Annotated in this window: 6 protein-coding genes; 1 reads left to right on the forward strand and 5 read right to left on the reverse strand. The window is 63.1% G+C overall.

Going from position 1 to position 4,450, the window contains the following annotated elements; genetic code table 11:
* From HX846_RS03940 to HX846_RS03960, 5 genes are all read right to left on the reverse strand, one after another.
* On the reverse strand, window positions 1–352 hold a 352-nt coding region (locus tag HX846_RS03940), incomplete at its 3' end, for an STN domain-containing protein (RefSeq protein WP_178965006.1).
* A 105-nt stretch (window positions 353–457) separates the two neighbouring features.
* Window positions 458–1,417, reverse strand: a complete 960-nt coding sequence (locus tag HX846_RS03945; RefSeq protein ID WP_178965007.1) for a FecR domain-containing protein — start codon at window positions 1,415–1,417, stop codon at window positions 458–460.
* Window positions 1,404–1,919: a sigma-70 family RNA polymerase sigma factor gene (locus tag HX846_RS03950; RefSeq protein ID WP_102369583.1), complete on the reverse strand. Its 516-nt coding sequence runs from the start codon at window positions 1,917–1,919 to the stop codon at window positions 1,404–1,406. The genes HX846_RS03945 and HX846_RS03950 overlap by 14 nt, the downstream gene beginning before the upstream one ends.
* Before the next feature lie 129 nt (window positions 1,920–2,048).
* Entirely contained in the window at window positions 2,049–2,351 is a 303-nt protein-coding gene (locus HX846_RS03955) for a DUF6124 family protein (protein ID WP_003208197.1), read from the reverse strand.
* Between the two features lie 302 nt (window positions 2,352–2,653).
* Window positions 2,654–3,979 carry a PLP-dependent aminotransferase family protein gene (locus HX846_RS03960; protein ID WP_008434545.1) on the reverse strand — a complete coding sequence of 442 codons (1,326 nt, stop codon included), beginning with the start codon at window positions 3,977–3,979 and terminating at the stop codon, window positions 2,654–2,656.
* A 94-nt stretch (window positions 3,980–4,073) separates the two neighbouring features.
* Here HX846_RS03960 and HX846_RS39425 point away from each other — a divergent pair.
* The coding region (locus HX846_RS39425) for a LysE family translocator (RefSeq protein WP_256739764.1) at window positions 4,074–4,450 on the forward strand (377 nt) is incomplete at its 3' end.

The following is a 4,450-nucleotide window of genomic DNA, read 5'->3' on the forward strand; positions in this document are numbered from 1 at the left end:
GCGGCAACAGCAGCCAGGTGTTGTTGCTCTGGCGTTGGGCTTGCAAACCCTGGCCCTGGATCAATTGGCTCAAGGCCTGTTGGCTGTCCAGTGCGCCGTTGAGGCCGGGGCTGGTCTTGCCGGCGACGCTGGTGGCGTCATAGGACAGGCTGATACTCGCCTGGCGCGCAAACTGGTCGAGCACCGTGGCCAATGGGCCGGGTGCAATGTTCCAGTCACGGGCCTGGGTGTCGCTGACAGGCGTTTGCGCCATGACCGCCAGGGGCAGGGCGCTGCCGTTCAGGCAGGCACCGAGCAGGGCGGCGTGCACCGCATGCTTGAGGGGAGAACGCTTGGAGGGGAACGCTTGCATGACCGCGGAATGCTCCTGAAGGAAGTGGACAGAATCGGCCTGTTGATCGGCCTTTCCTTACAGGTCGAGCGAAGATGAGAATTCACCTCATTTATTTTCGGAAGGTCATGCACGAGCTGCGACGGTCACCCAATAACGGCTGCGATAGGTGATGTTCACCGACAGTGTCTGTGCCACCAGGGTCAGGACCTGATCGGTATCGTCCAACTGGTAAGTCCCGGACACACGCAGGGCGGCGACCGCTTCGCTGCAGCGCACCAGCCCAGTGCGGTAACGGCTCAGCTCCGCGAGGAAATCGTCCAGACGCATGTTGTGAGCGCTGATCACACCGTCGCTCCAGGCCCAGGGATCCAGGCCCGTGGTGGCGGGTGGACGCAAGCCGTTTCGATCAAACAGCACCTGCTCGCCGGGCTGTATCACCCCACGTGCGCTGGCCTGATGGCTGTCGGCGAATACCGCGACGCTGCCTTTTTGCACGGCGAGCAAGGTGCCGTGGGGCTCCTCGCGCACCATGAACCGGGTGCCCAAGGCGCGCAGATAACCGTCGCGGGTTTGCACCCAGAAGGGCCGTGGCGCGCTACCGTCGGCGCCCATGTCGATCAGGATTTCACCCTGGCGCAACTGCACCAGACGCCTTTCGGTGTTGAAGACTGTGTCGATGGCGCTGGCACTGTTGAGCTGGATACGGCTGCCATCGTCGAGGGCGACCCAACGCCGCTCTCCGGTGGCGGTGCGGTAGTCGGCCAGCAGGCCGGGCAATGGCGTGTAGTCGCGGCCGAACCATGTCAGCCCTGCGGCACCGGCGAACAGCCCGAGCAACTTCAACCCTTCACGGCGGCTGATGCGTTGGCGGGCACCTTGCAAGGCATGGCGGCCGACCTGTGCCGGCAACTGCGCAAACTCGTCACTCATCGACGAGACCCGTTGCCAGGCCTGCTGGTGATCGCCACTGGTTTCAAGCCAGCGTTCGAAGGCAGCGGTGGTGGCGTCATCGGCAATATTGAACCGCAGCTTGATCATCCACTGGATCGCCTGGTCCACCAATGGCGGATTAGCCTTCGGCATAACGCAACCGATAACAGGCATGCAGTGCCTTGGCCAGGTCGCGCTCCACGGTGGCCTTGGACACCCCCAGACGCAGGGCGATCTGTTGGCAGGTCAAGCCGTCCAGTTGCGCCAGCAAAAACGCTTCGCGCACCCGTGGCTTGAGTTGGTCCAGCAGGCGGTCGATGCGCTCCAGGCTGTCGAGGATCAGCAGGCGGGTTTCTTCCGACGGCACCTCGACTTGCGGGAAATGCGCGAGACTCTCCAGATAGGCACGCTCCAGTTCGCGGCGGCGATACTGGTCGATCATCAGGCTGCGGGCGATGCTGCTCAGGTAGGCCCGGGGTTGCAGCAAGGCTTGCTGCTTGCGCGCATTGAGCAGGCGCACGAAGGTTTCCTGCGCCAGGTCGGCGGCGTGCTCACGGCAGCCCGTACGCCGGCTCAACCAGCCGCGCAGCCAGGAATGATGGGCATGGTAGAGCTGGCCGATGGCGGCATGATCCAGTGGGTGGTCGCTCGACATGGGCATCCTGGCGCGGGCGTCTTAATTGATAACGGTTCGCATTCTATGCGTTGGCCAGAGGATTGGGCAATCGTTGCCGCGTGGATTTGGCCGGATGCACAAACCCACACAGGCTTGACGGGGTTGCGGCTAAGCCTTGCGCAGGTGCAAACACTCAATCGAGCGGTCGACGGTGGTCTTGGCAATTTCCAGCAAATGCCACACCGCCAGCAACTTTGCCCGCTCGGGGCTTTGCAGCAGTTCGCCGCAGTCGAGAGCGGTGGCCGAGGCGCTGCTGAGCAGGCTGGCGGTGTAGAGAAGGGAGTCTTCGAAGCTCAGGTCTTCGTTGACGGTATGGAAGCCCTGGGAGGGCAGGTAGTGTTCGAGGGCGCGATTGAACGCGGCGCGGTTTTTGAGCAGGTCGATGGGTGGGTCGGGGACGGGTTTATTCATGGTGTAACTCCTTTTCGGTTAAGGAGCCGACCCCTTCGCGACTAAACGTAGGGTGGCGGCTGTACGCAGGTTAGTCGACCGGCCGAAAAGGAAAAACCGGCGCACCCGAAGGTGCCCTGCGCACAGCCACCATAAAACCTCATGATGGGACATGCGCCTTTTCGGATCCGGGCGACTAAACCCGATCACTGATGAGCAGTGACGGGGCGAAGACTAGCCACCGGTTCCGGCAGGCACAAGGCCGAAAGATTGTCTCGGAAATGTCCCGCAAATCAAAGGGATTTACCCTGCTGGCCCTTTATTCATATCCGAATTGCCTCGCGAATTTTCCCCAAGGCTATTCTCAACGTCGCCAAGTCAATCGACCCCAGCGCCACCCGCAACGCATGCGGCACATGGGCCGTACAGGCAAACGGCTCGGCACTGGTGACCCGCACACCCTGGCCCTCAAGCGCAGCCACCACTGCATCCGCCCGCAGACCTTCCGGCAACACCAGCCACAGGTAATACGACGCCGGATGCGCAATCACCTCACACCCTCGCAAGACCTCCCGGGCCAGCGCCTGGCGTTGGCGCGCATCCTGGCGCTTGTGCTCTTCCAGTGCATCCACTGCACCGGATTCTATCCAGCGGCACGCCAGGTTTACCGTGAGCGTCGGCGTGCTCCAGGTCGAGACACGGATCGCTTGCTCCAGCGCCGGCACCCACGCCTTGGGCGCGACGATAAACCCCACCCGCAACCCCGACGCCACACTCTTCGAAAGGCCAGACACATACACCGTGCGCAGCGGCGCATAGGTAAACAACGGCTTCGGTGCGGGCTCGGCGAGAAAGGCGTAGGCGCCGTCTTCGATCAGTAGAAAATCGTAGCGTTCAGCCAACGCTGCAAGGCGCTCCCGGTCGGCTTCACCCATCACTGTGCCCAGCGGATTGTGCAACGTGGGCATGCAATAAAAAGCCCGCACCGGGCGCCGTTTGCACAAAGCCTCCAGCGCATCCAGATCCGTATGCCCAGCCGGTTGCGGCAGCGGCTCCAGGTCGATGCGCTGGGACTGGGCCAGGGTTTTCAACCCGGGATACGTCAGCGCATCCACCGCCAACACATCCCCCGGTTGCAGCAGCGCCATCAGGCTGACGGCGAGGCCTTGTTGCGCACCGTTGACGATCAGCACTTGCTCGCCACTCACGCGAATCTGCCGATTGCGCAGGTGCCGCGCGGCGGTCTGTCGTTCATGGGCGCGTCCACCCTGCGGCGCGGAATGCAGCAGCGCATCGAGGTCGCCCGAGGCGGCAATGGCACGCAAACCGTCGCGCAGCATCTCGGCCTGGCCCGGCAACGAGGGGTAGTTGAGGCTCAGGTCCACGGTGCCCGGTTGCAGCGGTTGTTGCACCAGGCCCATGCCCCGCAGCAACGTGGTGTCGCGCACAAACGTCCCGCGTCCCGGTTCACCCACCACCAGGCCGCTGGCCTCCAGTTCGCTGTACACCCGCAAGGCAGTGGCGAGGGCGATGCGATGGCTGTTCATCAGGCTACGCAGGGTCGGCAACTGGGTACCCGGCGGCAACTGGCCGGCGCGAATCCGCGTGGCCAGTTCATCGACGATCAGTTTGTAGCGAACCTGAGCCATGGTGCGTTCCTGTGTAAAGTGTATCTAGATCAATTTTTTGTTTGTATCAGGTGGGCTGATTAATCTACAGGCTTTCCCGGCGGATGGCTTGAGCATGATCGACCTCGCAACCCTGGCTGTGTTCTCTGGCGCAGTCCTGCTGCTGTTGTTATCCCCGGGCCCGAACATGGCCTTCGTCATCAGCCACGGTGTGACCTATGGCTGGCGTGGCGGGGTGGCATCCGGGTTGGGCATCAGCGTGGCGGACCTGCTGCTCACGGCACTGACCGCAACCGGCGTGACCGCTCTGGTCGCCAGCTGGCCGCCGGCCTTCGACCTGATTCGCTACGCCGGGGTGTTGTACCTGCTGTGGCTGGTGTTCAAGACCCTGCAGAAAACGCCCGCCCTGGACACGGCCCACGTCAGCCGCGTGCCGCTGGGCCGGGTGTTTGTGCGGGCCATGCTCAACAGTTTGCTCAACCCCAAGGCGCT

The sequence above is a fragment of the Pseudomonas sp. K5002 genome, assembly GCF_013386655.1.
Lineage (GTDB): Bacteria > Pseudomonadota > Gammaproteobacteria > Pseudomonadales > Pseudomonadaceae > Aquipseudomonas.

Coding starts and splice junctions, on each gene's coding strand:
- HX846_RS03955 (WP_003208197.1), bottom strand. CDS start 2,351: ATGAATAAACCCGTCCCCGACCCACCCATCGACCTGCTCAAAAACCGC.
- HX846_RS03960 (WP_008434545.1), bottom strand. CDS start 3,979: ATGGCTCAGGTTCGCTACAAACTGATCGTCGATGAACTGGCCACGCGG.
- HX846_RS03945 (WP_178965007.1), bottom strand. CDS start 1,417: ATGCCGAAGGCTAATCCGCCATTGGTGGACCAGGCGATCCAGTGGATG.
- HX846_RS03950 (WP_102369583.1), bottom strand. CDS start 1,919: ATGTCGAGCGACCACCCACTGGATCATGCCGCCATCGGCCAGCTCTAC.